This window comes from Bradyrhizobium sp. YCK136 (assembly GCF_044570075.1).
Taxonomy (GTDB): Bacteria; Pseudomonadota; Alphaproteobacteria; order Rhizobiales; family Xanthobacteraceae; genus Bradyrhizobium; species Bradyrhizobium diazoefficiens.
Genome location: NZ_CP172424.1, coordinates 3,704,185 through 3,723,221, shown reverse-complemented (window position 1 = coordinate 3,723,221; position 19,037 = coordinate 3,704,185). Strand labels below are relative to the sequence as shown.

30 protein-coding genes are annotated in these 19,037 nt (G+C 63.4%); all 30 read right to left on the bottom strand.

From position 1 onward, the window contains the following. Window positions 1-134: 134 nt before the first annotated feature. Window positions 135-1,166, bottom strand: coding sequence for a DNA-directed RNA polymerase subunit alpha (locus ACFLEY_RS17640; protein ID WP_011088132.1), 1,032 nt, complete (start codon window positions 1,164-1,166; stop codon window positions 135-137). A gap of 112 nt (window positions 1,167-1,278) precedes the next feature. Next, complete coding sequence (gene rpsK / locus ACFLEY_RS17635) at window positions 1,279-1,668, bottom strand: 30S ribosomal protein S11 (protein ID WP_007603045.1); 390 nt, start codon at window positions 1,666-1,668, stop codon at window positions 1,279-1,281. A 123-nt stretch (window positions 1,669-1,791) separates the two neighbouring features. After that, window positions 1,792-2,160, bottom strand: a complete 369-nt coding sequence (gene rpsM / locus ACFLEY_RS17630; RefSeq protein ID WP_011088133.1) for a 30S ribosomal protein S13 — start codon at window positions 2,158-2,160, stop codon at window positions 1,792-1,794. A gap of 185 nt (window positions 2,161-2,345) precedes the next feature. After that, the gene (locus tag ACFLEY_RS17625; protein WP_060907962.1) at window positions 2,346-3,206 is read right to left on the bottom strand and encodes an adenylate kinase; all 861 of its coding nucleotides are present in this window, start codon (window positions 3,204-3,206) and stop codon (window positions 2,346-2,348) included. 279 nt (window positions 3,207-3,485) lie between these two features. Next, complete coding sequence (gene secY, locus ACFLEY_RS17620) at window positions 3,486-4,817, bottom strand: preprotein translocase subunit SecY (RefSeq protein WP_011088135.1); 1,332 nt, start codon at window positions 4,815-4,817, stop codon at window positions 3,486-3,488. Window positions 4,818-4,965: 148 nt separating this feature from the next. Further along, window positions 4,966-5,451 (bottom strand): 50S ribosomal protein L15, encoded by a 486-nt coding sequence (gene rplO, locus ACFLEY_RS17615; protein WP_060907963.1) that lies wholly within the window; start codon window positions 5,449-5,451, stop codon window positions 4,966-4,968. A 75-nt stretch (window positions 5,452-5,526) separates the two neighbouring features. Next, window positions 5,527-5,721 (bottom strand): 50S ribosomal protein L30, encoded by a 195-nt coding sequence (rpmD, locus tag ACFLEY_RS17610; RefSeq protein WP_011088137.1) that lies wholly within the window; start codon window positions 5,719-5,721, stop codon window positions 5,527-5,529. A gap of 24 nt (window positions 5,722-5,745) precedes the next feature. Continuing rightward, on the bottom strand, window positions 5,746-6,339 hold the full coding sequence (rpsE, locus tag ACFLEY_RS17605; protein WP_008136332.1) for a 30S ribosomal protein S5: 594 nt from the start codon (window positions 6,337-6,339) through the stop codon (window positions 5,746-5,748). A gap of 44 nt (window positions 6,340-6,383) precedes the next feature. Beyond that, window positions 6,384-6,746, bottom strand: a complete 363-nt coding sequence (gene rplR / locus ACFLEY_RS17600; RefSeq protein ID WP_007603036.1) for a 50S ribosomal protein L18 — start codon at window positions 6,744-6,746, stop codon at window positions 6,384-6,386. 11 nt (window positions 6,747-6,757) lie between these two features. Continuing rightward, window positions 6,758-7,291, bottom strand: a complete 534-nt coding sequence (gene rplF / locus ACFLEY_RS17595; protein ID WP_011088138.1) for a 50S ribosomal protein L6 — start codon at window positions 7,289-7,291, stop codon at window positions 6,758-6,760. Between the two features lie 16 nt (window positions 7,292-7,307). Continuing rightward, on the bottom strand, window positions 7,308-7,706 hold the full coding sequence (rpsH, locus tag ACFLEY_RS17590; RefSeq protein WP_011088139.1) for a 30S ribosomal protein S8: 399 nt from the start codon (window positions 7,704-7,706) through the stop codon (window positions 7,308-7,310). Between the two features lie 14 nt (window positions 7,707-7,720). After that, window positions 7,721-8,026: a 30S ribosomal protein S14 gene (gene rpsN / locus ACFLEY_RS17585; RefSeq protein ID WP_011088140.1), complete on the bottom strand. Its 306-nt coding sequence runs from the start codon at window positions 8,024-8,026 to the stop codon at window positions 7,721-7,723. A 46-nt stretch (window positions 8,027-8,072) separates the two neighbouring features. Next, on the bottom strand, window positions 8,073-8,630 hold the full coding sequence (rplE, locus tag ACFLEY_RS17580; protein WP_011088141.1) for a 50S ribosomal protein L5: 558 nt from the start codon (window positions 8,628-8,630) through the stop codon (window positions 8,073-8,075). Further along, window positions 8,623-8,937 (bottom strand): 50S ribosomal protein L24, encoded by a 315-nt coding sequence (gene rplX / locus ACFLEY_RS17575; protein WP_011088142.1) that lies wholly within the window; start codon window positions 8,935-8,937, stop codon window positions 8,623-8,625. Before rplX ends, rplE begins: the two co-directional genes overlap by 8 nt. Continuing rightward, a complete protein-coding gene (gene rplN / locus ACFLEY_RS17570) occupies window positions 8,937-9,305 on the bottom strand; it encodes a 50S ribosomal protein L14 (protein WP_007603030.1) in 369 nt (122 codons plus the stop codon). Before rplN ends, rplX begins: the two co-directional genes overlap by 1 nt. Window positions 9,306-9,389: 84 nt before the next feature. Continuing rightward, window positions 9,390-9,638 carry a 30S ribosomal protein S17 gene (gene rpsQ, locus ACFLEY_RS17565; protein ID WP_011088143.1) on the bottom strand — a complete coding sequence of 83 codons (249 nt, stop codon included), beginning with the start codon at window positions 9,636-9,638 and terminating at the stop codon, window positions 9,390-9,392. Between the two features lie 13 nt (window positions 9,639-9,651). Next, entirely contained in the window at window positions 9,652-9,858 is a 207-nt protein-coding gene (gene rpmC, locus ACFLEY_RS17560) for a 50S ribosomal protein L29 (protein ID WP_011088144.1), read from the bottom strand. A 5-nt stretch (window positions 9,859-9,863) separates the two neighbouring features. After that, a complete protein-coding gene (rplP, locus tag ACFLEY_RS17555) occupies window positions 9,864-10,277 on the bottom strand; it encodes a 50S ribosomal protein L16 (protein WP_008549252.1) in 414 nt (137 codons plus the stop codon). A 30-nt stretch (window positions 10,278-10,307) separates the two neighbouring features. Beyond that, on the bottom strand, window positions 10,308-11,033 hold the full coding sequence (gene rpsC / locus ACFLEY_RS17550) for a 30S ribosomal protein S3 (protein ID WP_011088146.1): 726 nt from the start codon (window positions 11,031-11,033) through the stop codon (window positions 10,308-10,310). A gap of 18 nt (window positions 11,034-11,051) precedes the next feature. Continuing rightward, on the bottom strand, window positions 11,052-11,441 hold the full coding sequence (rplV, locus tag ACFLEY_RS17545; protein WP_011088147.1) for a 50S ribosomal protein L22: 390 nt from the start codon (window positions 11,439-11,441) through the stop codon (window positions 11,052-11,054). 10 nt (window positions 11,442-11,451) lie between these two features. Further along, entirely contained in the window at window positions 11,452-11,730 is a 279-nt protein-coding gene (gene rpsS / locus ACFLEY_RS17540) for a 30S ribosomal protein S19 (RefSeq protein ID WP_008136357.1), read from the bottom strand. A gap of 12 nt (window positions 11,731-11,742) precedes the next feature. Then, window positions 11,743-12,576 carry a 50S ribosomal protein L2 gene (gene rplB / locus ACFLEY_RS17535; RefSeq protein WP_011088148.1) on the bottom strand — a complete coding sequence of 278 codons (834 nt, stop codon included), beginning with the start codon at window positions 12,574-12,576 and terminating at the stop codon, window positions 11,743-11,745. Between the two features lie 12 nt (window positions 12,577-12,588). Continuing rightward, the gene (locus ACFLEY_RS17530) at window positions 12,589-12,891 is read right to left on the bottom strand and encodes a 50S ribosomal protein L23 (protein WP_011088149.1); all 303 of its coding nucleotides are present in this window, start codon (window positions 12,889-12,891) and stop codon (window positions 12,589-12,591) included. Then, entirely contained in the window at window positions 12,888-13,508 is a 621-nt protein-coding gene (gene rplD / locus ACFLEY_RS17525) for a 50S ribosomal protein L4 (RefSeq protein WP_011088150.1), read from the bottom strand. The genes ACFLEY_RS17530 and rplD overlap by 4 nt, the downstream gene beginning before the upstream one ends. 1 nt (window position 13,509) lies before the next feature. Next, the gene (gene rplC, locus ACFLEY_RS17520) at window positions 13,510-14,226 is read right to left on the bottom strand and encodes a 50S ribosomal protein L3 (protein ID WP_011088151.1); all 717 of its coding nucleotides are present in this window, start codon (window positions 14,224-14,226) and stop codon (window positions 13,510-13,512) included. A 52-nt stretch (window positions 14,227-14,278) separates the two neighbouring features. After that, a complete protein-coding gene (gene rpsJ, locus ACFLEY_RS17515; RefSeq protein WP_002712302.1) occupies window positions 14,279-14,587 on the bottom strand; it encodes a 30S ribosomal protein S10 in 309 nt (102 codons plus the stop codon). 81 nt (window positions 14,588-14,668) lie between these two features. Then, entirely contained in the window at window positions 14,669-15,859 is a 1,191-nt protein-coding gene (gene tuf / locus ACFLEY_RS17510) for an elongation factor Tu (RefSeq protein WP_011088152.1), read from the bottom strand. Between the two features lie 40 nt (window positions 15,860-15,899). After that, window positions 15,900-17,972 carry an elongation factor G gene (fusA, locus tag ACFLEY_RS17505; RefSeq protein ID WP_011088153.1) on the bottom strand — a complete coding sequence of 691 codons (2,073 nt, stop codon included), beginning with the start codon at window positions 17,970-17,972 and terminating at the stop codon, window positions 15,900-15,902. Between the two features lie 33 nt (window positions 17,973-18,005). Continuing rightward, window positions 18,006-18,476 carry a 30S ribosomal protein S7 gene (gene rpsG / locus ACFLEY_RS17500; RefSeq protein ID WP_011088154.1) on the bottom strand — a complete coding sequence of 157 codons (471 nt, stop codon included), beginning with the start codon at window positions 18,474-18,476 and terminating at the stop codon, window positions 18,006-18,008. Window positions 18,477-18,491: 15 nt separating this feature from the next. Beyond that, entirely contained in the window at window positions 18,492-18,863 is a 372-nt protein-coding gene (rpsL, locus tag ACFLEY_RS17495; RefSeq protein ID WP_007603006.1) for a 30S ribosomal protein S12, read from the bottom strand. Window positions 18,864-19,037: the final 174 nt, after the last annotated feature.

Sequence of the window (19,037 nt, the reverse complement as noted above, 5' to 3'; positions counted from 1 at the left end):
GGGCTGCCTGCGTTCGCCCAGTCAGTCATTCCGGGATGGCTCGCAGAGCCGAACCCGGAATCTCGAGGTTCCGGGTTCGATGCTCCAAGGCCGCGGTTGCGCGGTCCCGTCGCATCGCCCCGGAACGCCGAATCTCAGTAGTGATCCTCGAAGCGCTTGGCGAGCTCGTCGATGTTCTCCGGCGGCCAGCCCGGCACTTCCATGCCGAGATGCAGACCCATCTGAGCCAGCACTTCCTTGATCTCGTTCAGCGACTTGCGGCCGAAGTTCGGGGTGCGGAGCATTTCCGCCTCGCTCTTCTGCACGAGATCGCCGATGTAGACGATGTTGTCGTTCTTCAAGCAGTTGGCCGAACGCACCGACAGCTCGAGCTCGTCCACCTTCTTGAGGAAGGCCGGGTTGAAGGCGAGGTCCGGGATGATCTCCTGGGCGACTTCCTTGCGCGGCTCTTCGAAGTTGACGAACACGTTGAGCTGATCCTGGAGGATGCGGGCGGCGTAAGCCACCGAGTCATCCGGCGAGATCGCGCCGTTGGTCTCGATCGTCATGGTCAGCTTGTCGTAGTCGAGGATCTGGCCCTCGCGGGTGTTCTCGACCTTGTAGGAGACCTTGCGGACCGGCGAGTACAGGCTGTCGACCGGGATCAGGCCGATCGGCGCATCCTCGGGACGGTTGCGCTCGGCGGGCACATAGCCCTTGCCGGTCGCGACGGTGAACTCCATGCGGATCTCCGCGCCCTCGTCGAGCGTGCAGATCTGGAGGTCCGGATTGAGCACGACGACGTCGCCGACAGTCTGGATGTCGCCGGCGGTGACGACGCCAGGGCCCTGCTTCTTCACGACCATGCGCTTGGGGCCTTCGCCCTGCATCTTGATCGAGATGTCCTTGATGTTGAGCACGATGTCGGTGACGTCCTCACGGACGCCAGCGATCGAGGAGAACTCGTGCAGCACGCCGTCGATGTGCACCGACTGCACCGCCGCGCCCTGGAGCGAGGAGAGCAGGATGCGACGCAGCGCGTTGCCGAGGGTCTGGCCGAAGCCGCGCTCGAGCGGCTCGGCGACGATGGTCGCAAAACGGGCCGGATCGCTGCCGGGCGTGACCTGGAGCTTGTTCGGCCGAATCAGTTCTTGCCAATTTTTCTGGATCGTCACTGTTTCACCCATACAGGCCAGTCGAACTGCCGTTGCAGACACTGGCGTTGGAGAAAGGCCGCAGGTCGCACCTGCGGCTTCTTGCAAAAGTCATTGCGGGCGCCGATGCACCCGCAACCTCGTATCAAACGCGCCGACGCTTGCGGGGACGGCAACCGTTGTGCGGGATCGTGGTCACGTCGCGGATCGAGGTGACGGTGAAGCCGGCGGCCTGGAGCGCGCGCAGTGCCGATTCGCGGCCCGAACCGGGACCGGCGACTTCGACTTCCAGCGTGCGCATGCCGTGCTCCTGCGCCTTCTTCGACACGTCCTCGGCGGCAACCTGCGCCGCGTACGGGGTCGACTTGCGCGAGCCCTTGAAGCCCATCGTGCCGGCGGAAGACCAGGCAATCGTGTTGCCCTGCGCGTCGGTGATGGTGATGGTCGTGTTGTTGAACGACGAGTTCACGTGCGCAACGCCGGAGGCGATGTTCTTGCGTTCACGACGGCGAACGCGGGTGGCTTCCTTGCCCATTGAGTACCTTTCCTGGAGATCTCAAACGCCGCCGTAGTGCCAGCGGCTACACCTGTGGAACGAAAGGCGCGTGGCGAACGGGTTATCCCCGGCTCGCCACACGCCGCGATTGGATGCGAAAACTTACTTCTTCTTGCCGGCGATGGCCTTGGCCGGGCCCTTGCGCGTCCGCGCATTGGTGTGGGTACGCTGACCGCGCACCGGCAGACCGCGACGATGACGCAGGCCGCGATAGCAGCCGAGGTCCATCAGACGCTTGATGTTGATGCCGACCTCACGACGCAGGTCACCCTCGACGAGATAGTCGCGGTCGATGACTTCGCGGATCTGAAGCACTTCGGCGTCGCTGAGCTGACTGACGCGACGATCCACCGGGATCTTCACCTTCTCCAGAATCTCACCGGCGATCTTCTGACCGATGCCATGGATGTACTGGAGCGCGATCAGCACGCGCTTGTTGGTGGGAATGTTCACGCCGGCAATACGGGCCACGGCCTTCTCTCCTGTTGCCGGTCCTCGTCAGGACCAGGCTTTAAGTGCTTGTGTTCTCGGGCAGGTGTTCACAAACGCGAACACGACGCCCACCCCCGGTCTTCCTGGGGCCCGGCATCGTCTGAAACTATCCGACTTGGATGCGGGGCTTATTAAGGGATTCCGGGGGCTTTCGTCAACCGCTGCTAGCGCTTGGCTCGCTTTTTCGTGACCTTTTTTGCGGCCTTTTTGGCACCCTTTTTGACAGCCTTCCCGGCGGTCTTTTTGGCAACCTTCTTTACCGTCTTCTTCGCGGCCTTCTTGGCCGCCTTTTTAGCGGATTTGGCGGGTTTTTTGGCCGTTTTCGCCGACTTCTTGGCTGTTTTGGCCTTGGCCGCGCCCTTCTTGGCCGGCGCTGCCTTGGCCGCGCTCTTGGAAGTTCCCTTGGCAGTTCCCTTGCCATGCGTCTTGGGCTCGACTGCCCCGAGCGCCAGGAGCTGGCGGTGAACCGCACGGGTGACCTCATCGATGGCCATCATGCCATCGATGGTCGAGAGCTTCCGCCGCTCGGAATAGTAGTGAATCAGCGGCTCCGTCTGGCTGCGGTAGCTGGCAAGCCGCTTGGTCAGGACCTCGGGGGTGTCGTCGAGGCGAACCTCCTCACCGCGCTCCCGCATCTGGGCGACTCGGGTCTCGACGCGACTCAGCAGCGCGCTTTCGTTGACGCGGAGCTCGATCACTGCATCGAGCTTGAGGTGCTTCTGCCTCAGCAGCTCATCGAGCGCCTCGGCCTGCGGCACGGTGCGCGGGAAACCGTCGAGGATGAAACCGTTCTTGGCGTCCGGCTGGTCGATCCGGTCGGAGATGATTCCGACCACGACGTCGTCGGGTACGAGGCCGCCGCTGGCCATGATCTCCTTGGCCTTCAGACCGACCGGCGTTCCCGCCGCCACGGCCGCACGCAGCATCTCGCCGGTCGAAAGCTGGACGATACCATAGCGCTCCACCAGCAGCTGCGCCTGGGTCCCTTTGCCCGACCCCGGCGGTCCCAGAAGTATAATTCTCATCGGCGTACGCCCCCCGGATTGGTGAGCGATACGTCGCGCACCTGTGTTTGAAGATCAAGAACAGTGCAAACCATAATCGGCGCCGCACCGCTACCCATATCATAGGGGAGCGAATACCCGGTCGCCAAGAAGGCCTTTGAAATCAGGGATTGCATCGCGCTGAGAGCAGCTCCGCCGATGCGATCGAACGGCTGGCTGGTCGTCTCTGCGGGCGCCGCGCGTTGCTCTCGCGCGGGCGAATCGGCGGCGCAGTCGCGCCGCCTTCAGAGGACGCCGCGCTTAGCGGCGGCGGCCCCGCAACTTCGACTTCCGGATCAGGCCCTCGTACTGATGGGCCAGCAGATAGCCCTGCACCTGCGCCACCGTGTCCATGGTCACGCTGACCACGATCAGCAGCGAGGTACCGCCGAAGTAGAACGGCACCGAGGCGTAGGAGATCAGGATCTCGGGGATCAAGCAGACGATCGCCAGATAGATCGCGCCGAGCACGGTGATGCGCGACAGCACGTAGTCGATATATTCCGCGGTGCGCTCGCCGGGGCGAATGCCCGGAATGAAGCCGCCGTGCTTCTTCAGATTGTCCGCGGTCTCGGTCGGGTTGAACACGATCGCGGTGTAGAAGAACGCGAAGAACACGATCAGCGCGAGATACATGATCAGGAACAGCGGACGGCCGTGGCCGAGCTGGGTGGTGATCCACTGGAACCATTCCGGCCCGCTGCCCGCATTGAAGTTCGCAACCGTGGTCGGCAGCAACAAGAGCGAAGACGCGAAGATCGGCGGAATCACGCCCGAGGTGTTGAGCTTGAGCGGCAGATGCGAGGACTGACCCTCGAACATCTTGTTGCCGACCTGGCGCTTCGGATACTGGATCAGCAGGCGGCGCTGCGCGCGCTCCATGAACACGATGAAGGCGATCACGGCGACCGCCATGATGATGACGACCAGGATCAGGCCGGTCGACATCGCACCCTGACGGCCGAGCTCGAGCATGTTGGCGAGCGCCGCGGGCAGCTCGGCGACGATGCCGGAGAGAATGATCAGCGAGATGCCGTTGCCGATGCCGCGCGAGGTGATCTGCTCGCCCAGCCACATCAGGAACATGGTGCCGCCGGTCAGTGTGATCGCCGTGGACAGGCGGAAGAACATGCCGGGGTCGCTGACGACGTTGCCGGCACCCTCAAGGCCCACCGCGATGCCGTAGGACTGGAACGCCGCCAGGATGACGGTCAGATAGCGGGTGTACTGGTTCAGCGTCTTGCGGCCGGCCTCGCCTTCCTTCTTCAGCGCCTCGAGCTGCGGCGAGACGGTGGTCAGGAGCTGGATGATGATCGAGGCCGAGATGTACGGCATGATGTTCAGCGCAAAGATCGCCATGCGGTGGATGCCGCCGCCGGCGAACATGTTGAACATGCCGAGGATGCCGCCCGCCTGGGAGCGGAACACCTGCTCCCAGATGTTGGGATCGATGCCCGGCAACGGGATGTAGGTCCCCAGCCGATAAACGAGCAGCGCACCCAGGGTGAACCAGATGCGCTTCTTCAGTTCGTCAGCCTTGGCAAACGCACCGAAATTGAGGTTGGCTGCCAGTTGTTCCGCTGCTGAGGCCATCTTGGACTTTCTCCCGCCGCCTGTTGCGCCGTCATGCCCGCGGCCGGGCTACTTTAGCGGACGCCGGACATTATCTGGGGCTCGGCATCGATAAGTCCACGTCCCGCATGCGTAAAGGCCCGCGAGCCGCGGGCCAATGACGCAGTTGTTACGCCGCCTCGCCTTCTTCCTTGGCAGGGGCGAGGATCTTCACCGAGCCGCCCGCCTCCTCGACCGCGGCAATCGCGGTCTTGGTGGCGCCGTGCACCTCGATGTTGAGCTTGGACTTGAGCTCGCCACGGCCGAGCAGCCGCAGGCCGCCCTTGGCGCGGCGCAGCACGCCGCCCTTCACCAGGGCCTCGACGTTCACGACGCTGCCGGCGTCGATCTTCTTGGCATCGACCGCTTCCTGGAGCCGGTCGAGATTGATCTCGGCGAACTCGACGCGGAAGATGTTGTTGAAGCCGCGCTTGGGCAGACGGCGATGCATCGGCATCTGGCCGCCTTCGAAACCCTTGATGCGCACGCCCGAACGCGCGGTCTGGCCCTTGCCGCCGCGGCCCGACTGCTTGCCCTTGCCCGAACCGATGCCGCGGCCGACGCGCATACGCTTTTTGCGCGAGCCGGCGTTGTCGGCGATATCGCTGAGCTTCATCGCCCTTCTCCTTGTGTCTTGCGCATGATCTTCACCGAAAACCGGCACCCGTTTTTCGGGATCATGCGCCTTTGCTTACTTCTCGTCGACGATGCGGACGAGATGGTGAACCTTCTCGATCATGCCGCGCACGGCCGGAGTGTCCGGCAGTTCGCTGGTGCGGCCGATCTTGTTGAGCTTGAGCCCGATCAGCGTCGAACGCTGCGAGTGATGGCGGCGGATCGCGCTGCCGGTCTGCTCGAGCTTGATCGTCTTTGCGGCCTTGGCCATTTGATCTACTCCAAAAAGCTTCCGTTAGTCGGCAGCCGCCTCGGCATCGCCGCCGATACGGCGCGACTGGAGGGTGGACACCTTGATATTGCGGCGGGCTGCGACCGAACGCGGCGAATCCTGGTGCTTCAGCGCGTCGAAGGTCGCGCGCACCATGTTGTACGGGTTCGAAGAGCCGATCGACTTCGCCACCACGTCCTGGACGCCGAGCGTCTCGAACACGGCGCGCATCGGGCCGCCGGCGATGATGCCGGTACCGGCCGGAGCGGCACGCAGGTAGACACGGCCCGCGCCATGACGGCCGGCGATGTCGTGATGCAGCGTGCGGCCCTCGCGCAGCGACACGCGGGTCAGGTTGCGCTTGGCGGACTCGGTTGCCTTGCGGATCGCCTCAGGCACTTCGCGCGCCTTGCCGTGGCCGAAGCCGGCGCGGCCCTTCTGGTCGCCGATCACGACCAGCGCTGCGAAACCGAAGCGCTTGCCGCCCTTGACGACCTTGGCCACGCGGTTGATGTGGACGAGCTTGTCGACGAACTCGCTGTCGCGCTCCTCGCGCTCCTTGCGTTCGCGTCCGCCGCCGCGTTGATCGCGTCCACCACGTTGTTCGCGTTCTGCCATTTTTCCAATCCTTCAGAGGCTTACGCCTCAATCCTCAAATTCTGTTAGAAGCTCAGCCCGCTCTCACGCGCCGCATCGGCAAGAGCCTTGACGCGCCCGTGATAGAGATAGCTGCCGCGATCGAACACGACTTCCTTGACGCCCTTCTCGGCGGCGCGCTCGGCCAGCAGCTTGCCGACCGCCTTCGCCGCATCGATGTCGGCGCCGGTCTTGCCGCCGTCGCGCATCGACTTCTCGAGCGAGGAGGCGGAGGCCAGCGTCTCGCCCTTCAGATCGTCGATGACCTGGGCGTAGATGTGCTTGGACGAGCGGAACACCGACAGACGCGGACGGCCACCACCGGAGCGGCGCAGCTTCAGCCGCACACTCCGCTTGCGCCGGGCATTCGTAACCTTGGCTTTCGACATGACCGGCTCCGTTACTTCTTCTTGCCTTCCTTGCGGAAGATGAATTCGCCAACATACTTCACGCCCTTGCCCTTGTAGGGCTCCGGCGGGCGGTATGAGCGGATTTCGGCCGCGACCTGGCCGACGCGTTGAATGTCGCTGCCCGTCACCGTGATTTCGGTCGGCTTCGGCACCGTGATCGTGATCCCCTCGGGGATCGTGTAGATCACGTCGTGGCTGTAGCCGAGCGCGAGCTGCAGGTTCTTGCCCTGCATCGCGGCGCGGTAGCCGACGCCGGTGATCTCGAGCTTCTTCTCGAAGCCCTTGGTGACGCCTTCGACCAGATTCGCGACCTGGGCGCGAGCGGTACCATACAGCGCCCGGGCGCGGTTGGTCTCGAGCCGCGGCTTGACCTTGATCTGGCCGCTCTCGAGCTTCACCTCGACGTCGTCATGGACGACGAACTGAAGCTGGCCCTTGGGCCCCTTCATCTTGACGGTCTGCCCGTCGACGGTCGCGGTAACACCCGACGGAACCGCCACAGGCCTTTTGCCAACACGTGACATGGATCAAAAATCCTTCTCAGAACACCGTGAAGAGGACTTCACCGCCCACATTCGCGTCGCGCGCGCTGTGGTCGGCCATGATCCCCTTCGGCGTCGACAACACCGAAATGCCGAGCCCGTTGTTGACCCGCGGCAGGTTCTTCACCGAGGCGTAAACACGACGCCCGGGCTTGGAAACACGTTCGATCTCGCGGATGACGGGCTCGCCGTCGAAATACTTCAGCTCGATCTCGATCTCGCTGCGGCCCGAGGAGTGCTCGACCGTGGCATAGCCGCGGATGTAGCCCTCGCTCTTGAGCACCTCGAGCACGTTCTCGCGCATCCGCGAGCCCGGCGTGGAGACCTTGGTCTTGGAGCGCATCTGCGCGTTGCGGATGCGGGTGATCAGATCGCTGATTGGATCGTGCGTAGACATCTAAACGACCCTCCTTACCAGCTCGACTTCACGAGGCCCGGGACCATGCCCTTGGAGCCAAGTTCGCGCAGCGCGATACGGGACAGCTTGTTCTTGCGGTAGTTCGAGCGCGGACGGCCCGACAGCTCGCAACGAAGACGCACGCGGGTCGCCGACGAATTGCGCGGCATCTCGGCGAGCTTCAGGGTCGCGGCGAACCGCTCCTCCATCGGCAACGTCTTGTCGGCGATGATCGCCTTCAACCGCTCGCGCTTCGGGGCGGCGTTCTTCACCATCCGCTTGCGCCGGTTGTTCTTCTCGATTGAACTCTTCTTTGCCATGCTTGGCTCCTGGGTATCCGCGTTTGAGAGGCTTTAGGTCAGCGTCTCACTGCCGGAACGGGAAATTGAAAGCGGTCAACAAGGCCCTCGCCTCTTCGTCGGTCTTGGCCGTGGTGCAGACGGTGATGTCCATACCTCGGGCTTCCGTGACCTTGTCGAAGTCGATCTCGGGGAAAATGATGTGCTCCTTGATGCCGAGCGAGTAGTTGCCCCGGCCGTCGAAGCTCTTCGGGTTCAGGCCGCGGAAGTCGCGGACGCGCGGCAGCGCGACCGTCACCAGGCGGTCGATGAACTCGTACATGCGCGCCTTGCGCAGCGTGACCTTGCAGCCGATCGGCTGGTTCTCACGCAGCTTGAAGGTCGCGATCGCGATGCGCGAATAGGTCACGATCGCCTTCTGGCCGGCGATCTGGGTCAGCTCGGCAGCGGCGGTCTCGGCCTTCTTGCGGTCGTTGACGGAATCGCCAACGCCCATGTTCAGCACGACCTTGTCCAGGCGCGGAACCTGCATAACGTTCTCGTAACCGAACTTCTCGGTCATCGCCGTGCGGATCTTCGCATCGTATTCCGCGCGCAGGCGCGGCGTGTAAGCAGCCTCAGCCATCGATCTCAGCTCCCGAGCTCTTGGCGATGCGGACCTTCTTGCCGTCCGCCAGAATCTTGAATCCGACGCGGGTCGGCTTTCCGTCCTTGCCGACATACGCGATGTTGGACAGTTGGATCGGCGCCTCTTTCGAGATGATGCCGCCCTCCTGGGCCTGCGTCTGCTTCTGGTGACGCTTGACCATGTTGATGCCGCGCACGAGCGCCGTACCGGCGTCGGGGCGAACCTCGAACACTTCGCCGGTGCGACCCTTGTCGCGACCGGTCAGCACGACGACCTTGTCGCCCTTGCGGATCTTCGCAGCCATCACAGCACCTCCGGCGCGAGGGAAATGATCTTCATGTGATTCTTGGCGCGCAGCTCGCGCGGCACGGGCCCGAAGATACGGGTGCCGACCGGCTCGGACTGGTTGTTGATCAGCACGGCGGCGTTGCGGTCGAAGCGGATGACCGAACCGTCGGCGCGGCGGATGTCCTTGCGGACGCGCACCACGACGGCCTTCATCACGTCGCCCTTCTTCACCTTGCCACGCGGAATCGCTTCCTTGATCGAGACGACGATAATGTCGCCGATCGTGGCGTAGCGGCGCTTGGAGCCCCCGAGCACCTTGATACACATGACACGGCGTGCGCCAGAATTGTCGGCCACGTCGAGGTTGGTCTGCATCTGAATCATTGATGCACCTCGTCCTCTTCTCTCTTGCGCCAGCCCAGCCGGCGCTCAACATTTCCCTGAAGACAGTCGGCTAAAGCCAACAGATCAGGCGCTTTTCTTGTGTTCGCCCCGGATCACGACCCAGCGCTTCAACTTCGAAATCGGCTTCGATTCCTCGATCCAAACCATGTCGCCCGGCTTGAACTCATTGTTCTCGTCGTGCGCGTGGTAGTTCTTCGAACGGCGGATCGTCTTCTTGTAGATCGGGTGCGTGAAGCGGCGATCGACGCGCACAACGACCGTCTTGGCTGTCTTGTCGCTGACGACCACGCCCTGCAAAGTACGTTTCGGCATCTTCGTAAGCCTCTTACTTCTTCTTCGCGCGCGTCTGCGCGGCGACGGTCTTGATCCGGGCGATGTCGCGGCGAGCCTCGCGCAGGCGCGAGGTGTTCTCGAGCTGCCCGGTGGCGCGCTGGAAGCGCAGGTTGAAGCGCTCCTTCTTCAGGTTCAGGATGGCGTCATCCTGCTGGTCGGGGCTCATCGCGCGGATGTCTTCGATCTTCATCTGGGCCATGGCCATTACTCCGCAATGCGCTCGACGAAGCGCGTCTTGATCGGCAGCTTGGCGGCCGCCAGGGTCAGCGCCTCACGCGCCGTCTGGGTGTTGACGCCGTCGATCTCGAACAGCACCCGGCCCGGCTTGACGCGCGCCACCCACAGTTCCGGCGAACCCTTGCCGGAACCCATGCGGACTTCGGCCGGCTTCTTCGACACCGGAAGGTCGGGGAACACGCGGATCCAGACGCGGCCGGCGCGCTTCATGTGACGGGTCAGCGCGCGGCGAGCGGCTTCGATCTGGCGCGCAGTGACGCGCTCAGGCTCGGTCGCCTTCAGGCCGTACTGGCCGAACGCCAACGTCGCGCCCGAAGACGCAACGCCGTGGATGCGGCCCTTATGCGCCTTCCGGAACTTCGTTTTCTTAGGTTGCATCATGGCTTTAAGCCCTCAAATTCCTGTGCTGGCTCAGACCGCAGCGTTGTCGCGGCGCTGACGGCCACCACGATCACCACCGCCGCCGGTCTCGCCTTCGGCCATTCTCTTGTCCTGGGCCATCGGATCGTGCTCGAGGATCTCGCCCTTGAAGATCCAGACCTTGACGCCGCAGGTGCCGAAGGTCGTGAACGCGGTCGCAACGCCGTAGTCGATGTCGGCGCGCAGCGTGTGCAGCGGCACGCGACCTTCGCGGTACCACTCCATGCGCGCGATTTCCGCACCGCCCAGACGTCCCGAGCAGTTGATGCGGATGCCTTCCGCGCCGAGACGCATCGCCGACTGCACGGCGCGCTTCATGGCGCGGCGGAACGCCACGCGGCGCTCCAGCTGCTGCGCGATCGACTCGGCCACCAGCGTCGCATCGAGCTCCGGCTTGCGGATCTCGACGATGTTGATGACGACGTCGGACGAGGTGATGTCCGCGACCCGCTTGCGCAGCTTGTCGATGTCGGCGCCCTTCTTGCCGATCACCACGCCCGGACGGGCCGAGTGGATGGTGACGCGGCACTTCTTGTGCGGACGCTCGATCACGATGCGGGCGACGGCCGCCTGCTTGAGCTCCTTGTGCAGGATCTCACGGATCTTGACGTCCTCGTGCAGCAGCTTGCCGTATTCCTGCTTGCCGGCGAACCAGCGGGAATCCCAGGTCCGGTTGATGCCGAGACGCAGACCGATCGGATTGATCTTTTGACCCATCGTTTTCTCCTGCGACCCTTAAGCCGCTGCTGCTTCGGCTTCGACCTGACGAACAATGATCGTCAGCTGCGAAAATGGTTTGTAGACACGGCCCGAACGGCCACGGCCGCGGGCGGCAAAGCGCTTCATCACGAGGCCGTTGCCGACGAAGGCCTGCGCCACGACGAGATCGTCAACGTCGAGGTCGTGGTTGTTCTCGGCATTGGCGATAGCCGATTCCAGGCACTTCTTCACGTCAACCGCGATCCGCTTGCGCGAAAACTGCAGATCGGCGAGCGCAGCAGCCGCCTTCCGGCCGCGAATGAGCTGGGCGACCAGGTTGAGCTTCTGCGGGCTCACCCGCAGCATCCGGGCGACCGCCTTGGCCTCGTTCTCGGCGAGGCTCCGTTCGCGCTTAGGTTTGCTCATCGTTTAATCCTCAAGCCTTCTTGGCTTTCTTGTCACCGGAGTGGCCATGGAAGGTCCGGGTCGGCGAGAACTCGCCGAACTTGTGACCGACCATTTCCTCGTTGACGGCCACCGGCACGTGCTTCTGACCGTTGTAGACACCGAAGGTCAGACCGACGAACTGCGGCAGGATCGTCGAACGACGGCTCCAGATCTTGATGACGTCGTGACGGCCGGACGCGCGCGCGGCATCTGCCTTCTTGAGCAGAGAACCCTCGACGAACGGGCCTTTCCAGACTGAACGAACCATGTCCGGCGTTCCTTACTTCTTCCGCTTGTGGCGGCTTAGGAGAATGAATTTGTTGGTCGACTTGTTGGAGCGGGTCTTCTTGCCCTTGGTCGGCTTGCCCCACGGAGTAACCGGGTGGCGACCGCCCGAGGTACGACCTTCACCACCGCCGTGCGGATGGTCGATCGGGTTCATCGAAACACCGCGGTTGTGCGGCTTGCGACCCAGCCAACGGTTGCGGCCGGCCTTGCCGATCGAGGTGTTCATGTGATCCGGGTTCGACACCGCGCCGATCGTGCCGCGGCAACGGCCGTGCACCAGGCGCTGCTCACCCGAGTTCAGGCGGATGATGACGTAGTCCTGGTCGCGACCGACGAGCTGGGCGTAGGTGCCCGCGGAACGGGCGAGCTGGCCGCCCTTCCCGATCTTGACCTCGATGTTGTGGATGATCGTGCCGACCGGCATGTTGCCGAGCGGCATGACGTTACCCGGCTTCACGTCGACATAGTTGCCGGCCACCACGGAATCGCCGACCGCAAGGCGCTGCGGCGCCAGGATATAGGCCTGGGTGCCGTCTTCGTACTTGACCAGTGCGATGAACGCAGTGCGGTTCGGATCGTATTCCAGCCGCTCGACAGTCGCGGGCGCATCGACCTTGTCGCGCTTGAAGTCGACGATGCGCAGGGTCTGCTTGTGACCGCCGCCGCGGAAGCGCACGGTGATGCGACCGGTGTTGTTGCGACCGCCGGAGGAATGCTTGCCTTCGGTGAGGGCCTTGACCGGCTTGCCCTTGTACAGGGCCGAACGATCGACCATGACCAGCTGGCGCTGGCCCGGCGTCGTGGGATTGAATGTCTTCAGTGCCATCGTCGTACGACCTTACAGACCGGTGGTTACGTCGATCCGGTGGCCCTCTTCGAGGGTCACGATCGCGCGCTTGGTGTTCGACTGCGAACCGAGGTTGCCGCGGAAGACCTTGGTCTTGCCCTTGCGGACCAGCGTGTTGACGCTCTTGACCTTGACGTCGAACAGCTTCTCGATCGCTTCCTTGATCTGCGGCTTGGTCGCCTTCGCGGCCACCTTGAACAGGACCTTGTTGTGCTCGGACGCCAGCGTCGCCTTTTCGGTGACGACCGGAGCAACGATCACGTCGTAGTGGCGAGGCTCAATGTTCTTCGTCATTTGAAGCGCGCCTCCAGCGCATCGATGGCGGCCTTGGTCAGAACGAGCTTCTGACGGCGCAGGATGTCATAGACGTTGATGCCCTGGATCGGCAGCACGTCCATGTTCGGGATGTTGCGAGCCGCGGCGGCAAAGCCGTTGTTGAGCTCGGCGCCGTCGATGATCAGCGCGTTGGTCAAGCCCAGACCCGAGAAGTGACCGAGCAGCGCCTTGGTCTTGGCGGCTTCCAGCGCGGCCTTGTCGATCACCAGCAGATCACCGTCCTTAGCCTTGGCCGACAACGCATGCTTGAGAGCCAGCGCGCGGACCTTCTTCGGCAGGTCGGTGGCGTGCGAACGCACCACCGGACCGAAGGCGCGGCCACCGCCCCGGAACTGCGGCACGCGGGCCGAGCCGTGACGAGCACCGCCGGTGCCCTTCTGCTTGTACATCTTCTTGCCGGTGCGCCAGATCTCGGCGCGGCCCTTGGCCTTGTGGGTGCCGGCCTGACGCTTGTTGAGCTGCCACTGCACGCAACGCGCAATGATGTCCTGGCGCGGCTCGAGGCCGAAAATGGCGTCGGAAAGCTGGACCGAGCCGGCTTCCTTACCTTCGAGGGTGGTGACCTTCAATTCCATCTCACGCACCCTCCTGCTGGGCCGCAGCCTCGGCTTCGCCACCCGCAACCTTGAACTTGCCGGGCTTCGGAGCTTCCTTCGGCAGCGGCTTCTTGACGGCGTCGCGCACGCGGATCCAGCCGCCCTTGGAGCCGGGAACGGCGCCTTCGACGAGGATCAGGCCGCGCTCGACGTCGAGCTGAACGACTCGAAGGTTGAGCGTGGTGATGCGGTCGACACCCATGTGGCCGGGCATCTTCTTGTTCTTCCAGGTCTTGCCGGGATCCTGACGACCACCGGTCGAACCGATCGAACGGTGCGAGATCGACACACCGTGCGTGGCGCGCAGACCGCCGAAGTTCCAGCGCTTCATGCCGCCGGCGAAGCCCTTACCGACCGAGGTGCCGGTGACGTCGACGAACTGGCCGACGACGAAATGATCGGCCTGGATCTCGGCGCCGACCGGGATCATGGCATCCGCGGTGACGCGGAATTCCTCGACCCGGCGCTTCGGCTCGACCTTGGCGACCGCGAACTGGCCGCGCTCCGCCTTGGGCATGTAAACGGTCTTGCGGCTGCCAGAACCGAGCTGGAGCGCGACGTAACCGTTCTTCTCTTCGGTACGGTGGCCTACGACCTGGCAATTGCCGAGCTTCAGCACGGTCACGGGGATATGTTCGCCGGCCTCCGTGAAGACCCGCGTCATCCCGACCTTTTGTGCGATCACTCCGGAGCGCATCGGCTTGCTTCCTGTTCTTTCTGTCCGCTTACGCGAACGGGATCCAAAAATCTTAGAGCTTGATCTCGACGTCGACACCGGCGGCCAGATCGAGCTTCATCAAAGCATCGACGGTCTGCGGGGTCGGATCGACGATGTCGAGCAGGCGCTTGTGAGTGCGCATCTCGAACTGTTCGCGGCTCTTCTTGTCGACGTGGGGCGAACGGTTGACGGTGAACTTCTCGATGCGGGTGGGCAGCGGAATGGGTCCGCGGACCTGCGCGCCGGTGCGCTTCGCCGTGTTCACGATCTCGCGGGTCGACGTATCGAGGATACGATGGTCGAACGCCTTGAGACGGATACGAATGTTTTGGCCGTTCATTGCCGTGGTCTCTCTTCAGTGGGTGGCGAATAGCGAATAGCGAATGTCACCATTCGCTACTCGCCGATCCCTATTCTCGTATTACTCGATGATCGAGGCGACGACGCCGGCGCCGACGGTACGACCGCCCTCGCGGATCGCGAAGCGGAGCTTCTCTTCCATCGCGATCGGCACGATCAGGTGCACTTCCATCGCGATGTTGTCGCCCGGCATCACCATCTCGGTACCTTCCGGCAGATGCACGACACCGGTCACGTCGGTGGTGCGGAAATAGAACTGCGGACGGTAGTTGGTGAAGAACGGGGTGTGGCGACCGCCCTCTTCCTTGGTGAGGATGTAGGCCTCAGCCTTGAACTTGGTGTGCGGCTTGACCGAACCCGGCTTCGCCAGCACCTGGCCGCGCTCGACGTCCTCGCGCTTGGTGCCGCGGAGCAGAGCGCCGATGTTGTCGCCGGCCTGGCCCTGATCGAGCAGCTTGCGGAACATTTCGACACCGGTGACGGTGGTCTTCTGGGTCGCACGCAGACCGACGATCTCGATTTCCTCGCCGACCTTGACGATGCCGCGCTCGACACGGCCGGTCACCACGGTGCCGCGGCCCGAGATCGAGAACACGTCTTCAACCGGCATCAGGAACGGCTGGTCGATCGGACGCTCCGGCTGCGGGATGTACTCGTCGACGTTGCGCATCAGCTCGAGGATGGCGTCGTGGCCGAGCTTCTTGTCCGAATCTTCGAGAGCGGCGAGCGCCGAGCCCTTGATGATCGGGATCTTGTCGCCCGGGAATTCGTACTTCGAGAGCAGTTCGCGGACTTCGAGCTCGACGAGCTCGAGCAGCTCCGGATCGTCGACCATGTCGCACTTGTTGAGGAACACGACGAGCGCGGGCACGCCGACCTGGCGGGCGAGCAGGATGTGCTCGCGGGTCTGCGGCATCGGGCCGTCAGCGGCCGACACGACCAGGATCGCACCGTCCATCTGGGCGGCGCCGGTGATCATGTTCTTCACGTAGTCGGCGTGGCCGGGGCAGTCGACGTGGGCGTAGTGGCGGTTCTTGGTCTCGTACTCGACGTGCGCGGTCGAGATCGTGATGCCGCGCGCCTTCTCTTCCGGCGCCTTGTCGATCTGGTCGTACGCGGTGAACGTTGCACCGCCGGTCTCGGCGAGGATCTTGGTGATCGCCGCGGTCAACGACGTCTTGCCATGGTCGACGTGACCGATGGTGCCGATGTTGCAGTGCGGCTTGTTACGTTCAAACTTTGCTTTGGCCATTTGACTCTCCGTTCAATCGTCAGCTTGAGACCGACGACAATCAGGCAAACTTCTTTTGGACTTCTGCCGACACGTTGGCCGGCGCTTCTGCGTAGTGATCGAACTGCATGGTGAAGGTTGCGCGCCCCTGGCTCATCGAGCGCAGGTTATTCACGTAACCGAACATGTTCATGAGCGGCACCATCGCGTTGATGACGTTGGCGTTGCCGCGCATGTCTTGACCCTGGATCTGACCGCGCCGGGAATTCAGGTCGCCGATGACCGAGCCGGTATAGTCTTCCGGGGTCACCACTTCGACCTTCATGATCGGCTCGAGCAGCACGGACTTGCCCTTCTGCAAGGCTTCGCGGAATGCCGCGCGCGATGCGATTTCGAAGGCGAGCGCCGACGAGTCGACGTCGTGGTACTTGCCGTCGACGAGCTGAACCTTGACGTCGACCACGGGGAAGCCCGCGACGACACCAGAGCTCATCACGCTGTTGAGGCCCTTTTCGACGCCGGGGATGTATTCCTTCGGAACCGCACCGCCGACGATCTTGGACTCGAACTCGTAGCCCTTGCCGGGCTCGTTCGGCTCGACCACGATCGACACTTCCGCGAACTGACCGGTACCGCCGGTCTGCTTCTTGTGGGTGTACTTGACCTCGGCCTTCTTGGTGACGCGCTCACGGAACGCAACCTGCGGCGCGCCGATGTTGGCGTCGACCTTGTAGGTGCGCTTGAGGATGTCGACCTTGATGTCGAGATGGAGTTCGCCCATGCCCTTGAGGATGGTCTGGCCGGACTCCTGGTCGGTCGACACGCGGAAGGACGGATCCTCCGCGGCGAGCTTAGCTAGCGCCACGCCCAGCTTCTCCTGGTCGGCCTTGGACTTCGGCTCGATCGCGATCTCGATGACCGGCTCGGGGAATTCCATCTTCTCCAGGATCACCTGCTTGTCGGGATCGCACAGCGTGTCACCGGTGCGCGCTTCCTTCAGGCCGGCCAGGGCGACGATGTCGCCGGCATAGGCTTCCTTGATGTCTTCGCGGTTGTTCGCATGCATCAGCAGCATGCGCCCGATGCGCTCCTTCTTCTCGCGGGTCGAGTTCACGACGCCGGTGCCGCTCTGGAGAACGCCGGAGTAAATGCGGCAGAAGGTGATGGTGCCGACGAACGGGTCGTCCATGATCTTGAACGCGAGCAGCGCGAGCGGCTCCTTGTCGTCGGCCTTGCGCACGACCTCGTTGCCGCGGTCGTCGGTGCCCTTGATCGCGGGCACGTCGATCGGCGACGGCAGGTAGTCGACGACGGCGTCGAGCAGCGGCTGCACGCCCTTGTTCTTGAAGGCCGAACCGCACAGCACGGGATAGAACGCGCCGGTCAGCACCGCCTTGCGGATCAGCCGCTTCAGCGTCGCTTCGTCCGGCTCGTTGCCGTCGAGGAAAGCGGCGAGCGCATCGTCGTCGAGCTCGACGGCGGCTTCCACCATCTTCTCGCGATATTCCTTGGCCTGCTCGACGAGGTCTTCCGGAATGTCGACATAGTCGAACTTCGCGCCGAGCGATTCATCGTTCCAGACGATGCCCTTCATCTTCACGAGGTCGACGAGACCCTTGAAGTTGTTCTCGGCACCGATCGGAAGCTGAATCGCGATCGGCTTGGCGCCGAGGCGGTCAACGATGTCGGCCAGACACTTGAAGAAATCGGCGCCGGTCTTGTCCATCTTGTTGGCGAAGACGATGCGCGGAACCTTGTACTTGTCGCCCTGGCGCCAGACGGTCTCGGTCTGGGGCTCGACGCCCTGGTTCGAGTCCAGCACGCAGACGGCGCCGTCGAGCACGCGCAGCGAACGCTCGACTTCGATGGTGAAGTCGACGTGGCCGGGAGTGTCGATGATGTTCAGGCGCTTACCGGCCCAGAAGGCGGTGGTCGCAGCCGAGGTGATCGTGATGCCACGCTCCTGCTCCTGCTCCATCCAGTCCATCGTCGCGGCACCTTCGTGCACTTCGCCGATCTTGTGGCTCTTGCCGGTGTAATAGAGGATGCGCTCGGTCGTCGTGGTCTTGCCGGCGTCGATATGCGCCATGATACCGAAATTACGGTAGTCCTCGATGGCATGTTGGCGGGGCATAGGTCGTTCCTTGCGAGTCCGAGTGTGTCGCCGTTACCAGCGATAGTGCGAGAAGGCGCGGTTGGCTTCCGCCATCCGGTGCACGTCTTCACGCTTCTTGACGGCGTTCCCCCGGTTATTCGATGCGTCCAAGAGCTCCGCCGAGAGCCGCTCGGTCATCGTCTTCTCGTTGCGCTCGCGCGCGGCCGAGATCAGCCAGCGAATGCCCAGGGCCTGCCGGCGGGTCGAACGAACCTCGACCGGAACCTGGTAGGTCGCACCGCCGACGCGGCGGGAGCGAACCTCGATCGTCGGCATGACGTTCTCGAGCGCCTGCTCGAACACGCCGAGCGGGTTCTGCTTGGTCTTGGTTTCGATGATGCCGAGTGCACCGTAGACGATGCCTTCGGCCACCGACTTCTTGCCGGCGTACATCACCGAGTTCATGAACTTCGTGATCACGATGTTCCCGAACTTCGGATCCGGGAGAACTTCGCGCTTTTCCGCTGAGTGGCGACGAGACATGGACGTGGTTCCCGCTTACTTCGGACGCTTGGCGCCGTACTTCGAACGGCGCTGCTTACGGTTCTTGACGCCCTGGGTATCCAGAACGCCGCGGAGGATGTGGTAGCGCACGCCGGGCAAATCCTTGACGCGGCCGCCGCGGATCATGACCACCGAGTGCTCCTGGAGGTTATGGCCCTCGCCGGGGATGTAGCCGATCACCTCGAAGCCGTTGGTCAGGCGCACCTTGGCAACCTTACGAAGCGCCGAGTTCGGCTTCTTCGGGGTCGTGGTGTAGACGCGGGTGCAAACACCACGCTTCTGAGGCGACTGCTGCAGCGCCGGCACCTTCTTGCGCGACTTCTGCACTTCCCGCGGTTGAGCGATCAGCTGGTTGATCGTCGGCATCCTGGCCTTACCCTTTGTTCTGCCGCGGCCCCTTCCGGGTCCGCTGTCTTGCCGCGGCCCGTTGCCGGAACCGCAAATTCGTTTCGAGCCACCCGCTCGATGGGCCCGCCTTCCGCGGAACAATCCGCACAAAGCGAAATTGCGCCAACCGCTCCATCACCGAGCGGAAAGCGT

Coding starts and splice junctions, on each gene's coding strand:
- ACFLEY_RS17640 (WP_011088132.1), bottom strand. CDS start 1,166: ATGGGTGAAACAGTGACGATCCAGAAAAATTGGCAAGAACTGATTCGG.
- rpsK (WP_007603045.1), bottom strand. CDS start 1,668: ATGGGCAAGGAAGCCACCCGCGTTCGCCGTCGTGAACGCAAGAACATC.
- ACFLEY_RS17625 (WP_060907962.1), bottom strand. CDS start 3,206: ATGAGAATTATACTTCTGGGACCGCCGGGGTCGGGCAAAGGGACCCAG.
- secY (WP_011088135.1), bottom strand. CDS start 4,817: ATGGCCTCAGCAGCGGAACAACTGGCAGCCAACCTCAATTTCGGTGCG.
- rplO (WP_060907963.1), bottom strand. CDS start 5,451: ATGAAGCTCAGCGATATCGCCGACAACGCCGGCTCGCGCAAAAAGCGT.
- rpmD (WP_011088137.1), bottom strand. CDS start 5,721: ATGGCCAAGGCCGCAAAGACGATCAAGCTCGAGCAGACCGGCAGCGCG.
- rpsE (WP_008136332.1), bottom strand. CDS start 6,339: ATGGCAGAACGCGAACAACGTGGTGGACGCGATCAACGCGGCGGCGGA.
- rplR (WP_007603036.1), bottom strand. CDS start 6,746: ATGTCGAAAGCCAAGGTTACGAATGCCCGGCGCAAGCGGAGTGTGCGG.
- rplF (WP_011088138.1), bottom strand. CDS start 7,291: ATGTCACGTGTTGGCAAAAGGCCTGTGGCGGTTCCGTCGGGTGTTACC.
- rpsH (WP_011088139.1), bottom strand. CDS start 7,706: ATGTCTACGCACGATCCAATCAGCGATCTGATCACCCGCATCCGCAAC.
- rpsN (WP_011088140.1), bottom strand. CDS start 8,026: ATGGCAAAGAAGAGTTCAATCGAGAAGAACAACCGGCGCAAGCGGATG.
- rplE (WP_011088141.1), bottom strand. CDS start 8,630: ATGGCTGAGGCTGCTTACACGCCGCGCCTGCGCGCGGAATACGATGCG.
- rplX (WP_011088142.1), bottom strand. CDS start 8,937: ATGGCTGCGAAGATCCGCAAGGGCGACAAGGTCGTCGTGCTGACCGGT.
- rplN (WP_007603030.1), bottom strand. CDS start 9,305: ATGATTCAGATGCAGACCAACCTCGACGTGGCCGACAATTCTGGCGCA.
- rpsQ (WP_011088143.1), bottom strand. CDS start 9,638: ATGCCGAAACGTACTTTGCAGGGCGTGGTCGTCAGCGACAAGACAGCC.
- rpmC (WP_011088144.1), bottom strand. CDS start 9,858: ATGGCCCAGATGAAGATCGAAGACATCCGCGCGATGAGCCCCGACCAG.
- rplP (WP_008549252.1), bottom strand. CDS start 10,277: ATGATGCAACCTAAGAAAACGAAGTTCCGGAAGGCGCATAAGGGCCGC.
- rpsC (WP_011088146.1), bottom strand. CDS start 11,033: ATGGGTCAAAAGATCAATCCGATCGGTCTGCGTCTCGGCATCAACCGG.
- rplV (WP_011088147.1), bottom strand. CDS start 11,441: ATGAGCAAACCTAAGCGCGAACGGAGCCTCGCCGAGAACGAGGCCAAG.
- rpsS (WP_008136357.1), bottom strand. CDS start 11,730: ATGGTTCGTTCAGTCTGGAAAGGCCCGTTCGTCGAGGGTTCTCTGCTC.
- rplB (WP_011088148.1), bottom strand. CDS start 12,576: ATGGCACTGAAGACATTCAATCCCACGACGCCGGGCCAGCGCCAGCTG.
- ACFLEY_RS17530 (WP_011088149.1), bottom strand. CDS start 12,891: ATGACGAAGAACATTGAGCCTCGCCACTACGACGTGATCGTTGCTCCG.
- rplD (WP_011088150.1), bottom strand. CDS start 13,508: ATGGAATTGAAGGTCACCACCCTCGAAGGTAAGGAAGCCGGCTCGGTC.
- rplC (WP_011088151.1), bottom strand. CDS start 14,226: ATGCGCTCCGGAGTGATCGCACAAAAGGTCGGGATGACGCGGGTCTTC.
- rpsJ (WP_002712302.1), bottom strand. CDS start 14,587: ATGAACGGCCAAAACATTCGTATCCGTCTCAAGGCGTTCGACCATCGT.
- tuf (WP_011088152.1), bottom strand. CDS start 15,859: ATGGCCAAAGCAAAGTTTGAACGTAACAAGCCGCACTGCAACATCGGC.
- fusA (WP_011088153.1), bottom strand. CDS start 17,972: ATGCCCCGCCAACATGCCATCGAGGACTACCGTAATTTCGGTATCATG.
- rpsG (WP_011088154.1), bottom strand. CDS start 18,476: ATGTCTCGTCGCCACTCAGCGGAAAAGCGCGAAGTTCTCCCGGATCCG.
- rpsL (WP_007603006.1), bottom strand. CDS start 18,863: ATGCCGACGATCAACCAGCTGATCGCTCAACCGCGGGAAGTGCAGAAG.